This window comes from Camelimonas sp. ID_303_24 (genome assembly GCF_053543495.1).
In genome coordinates, this window is sequence record NZ_JBLLJM010000050.1 from 1 (window position 1) to 1,194 (window position 1,194).

Consider the following 1,194-nt stretch of genomic DNA (forward strand, 5'->3'; position numbering starts at 1 on the left):
AAGATGGCCAAAGAGAAATTTTCGCGGACGAAGCCGCACTGCAACATTGGCACGATCGGCCACGTTGACCACGGCAAGACGTCTCTGACCGCTGCGATCACGAAGGTTCTTGCGGAGAGCGGCGGTGCGTCGTTCACGGCGTATGACCAGATTGACAAGGCCCCGGAAGAGAAGGCTCGCGGCATCACGATCTCGACGTCGCACGTTGAGTACGAGACGGCGAACCGCCACTACGCGCACGTCGACTGCCCCGGCCACGCCGACTATGTGAAGAACATGATCACGGGCGCGGCGCAGATGGACGGCGCGATCCTGGTTGTGTCGGCTGCTGACGGCCCGATGCCGCAGACGCGCGAGCACATCCTTCTGGCGCGTCAGGTTGGCGTTCCGGCGCTGGTCGTGTTCATGAACAAGGTCGACCAGGTTGACGACGCCGAGCTTCTGGAGCTGGTCGAGCTGGAGATCCGTGAGCTTCTTTCGAAGTACGAGTTCCCTGGCGACGACATTCCGATCGTCAAGGGTTCGGCGCTGATGGCGCTTGAGGACAAGTCGCCCGAGATCGGCCGCGACGCTGTCCTGAAGCTGATGGATGCGGTTGACGCCTACATTCCGCAGCCTGAGCGTCCGATTGACCAGCCGTTCCTGATGCCGGTTGAAGACGTGTTCTCGATCTCGGGTCGCGGCACGGTTGTGACCGGTCGCGTTGAGCGCGGCATCGTCAAGGTTGGCGAGGAAGTCGAGATCGTCGGTCTGAAGGACACGACGAAGACGACGGTTACCGGCGTTGAAATGTTCCGCAAGCTTCTGGACCAGGGCCAGGCTGGCGACAACATCGGCGCGCTGGTTCGCGGCGTGAAGCGCGAGGACGTGGAGCGCGGCCAGGTGCTGTGCAAGCCCGGCTCGGTGAAGCCGCACACGAAGTTCAAGGCAGAGGCCTACATCCTGACGAAGGAAGAGGGCGGCCGCCACACGCCGTTCTTCACCAACTACCGTCCGCAGTTCTACTTCCGTACGACGGACGTGACGGGCGTGGTGACGCTTCCTGAAGGCACCGAGATGGTCATGCCTGGCGACAACATCGCCATGGACGTGACGCTGATCGCGCCGATCGCCATGGAAGAGAAGCTGCGCTTCGCCATCCGTGAAGGCGGTCGCACCGTCGGCGCTGGCGTCGTCTCCTCGATCATCGAGTAA

General features: G+C 62.4%; 1 protein-coding gene. It reads left to right on the forward strand.

Annotated elements, in window-relative coordinates; all coding sequences use genetic code 11:
* The first annotated feature begins 3 nt into the window (after nucleotides 1–3).
* Nucleotides 4–1,194, forward strand: a complete 1,191-nt coding sequence (gene tuf, locus ACERNI_RS17805) for an elongation factor Tu (RefSeq protein WP_448834569.1) — start codon at nucleotides 4–6, stop codon at nucleotides 1,192–1,194.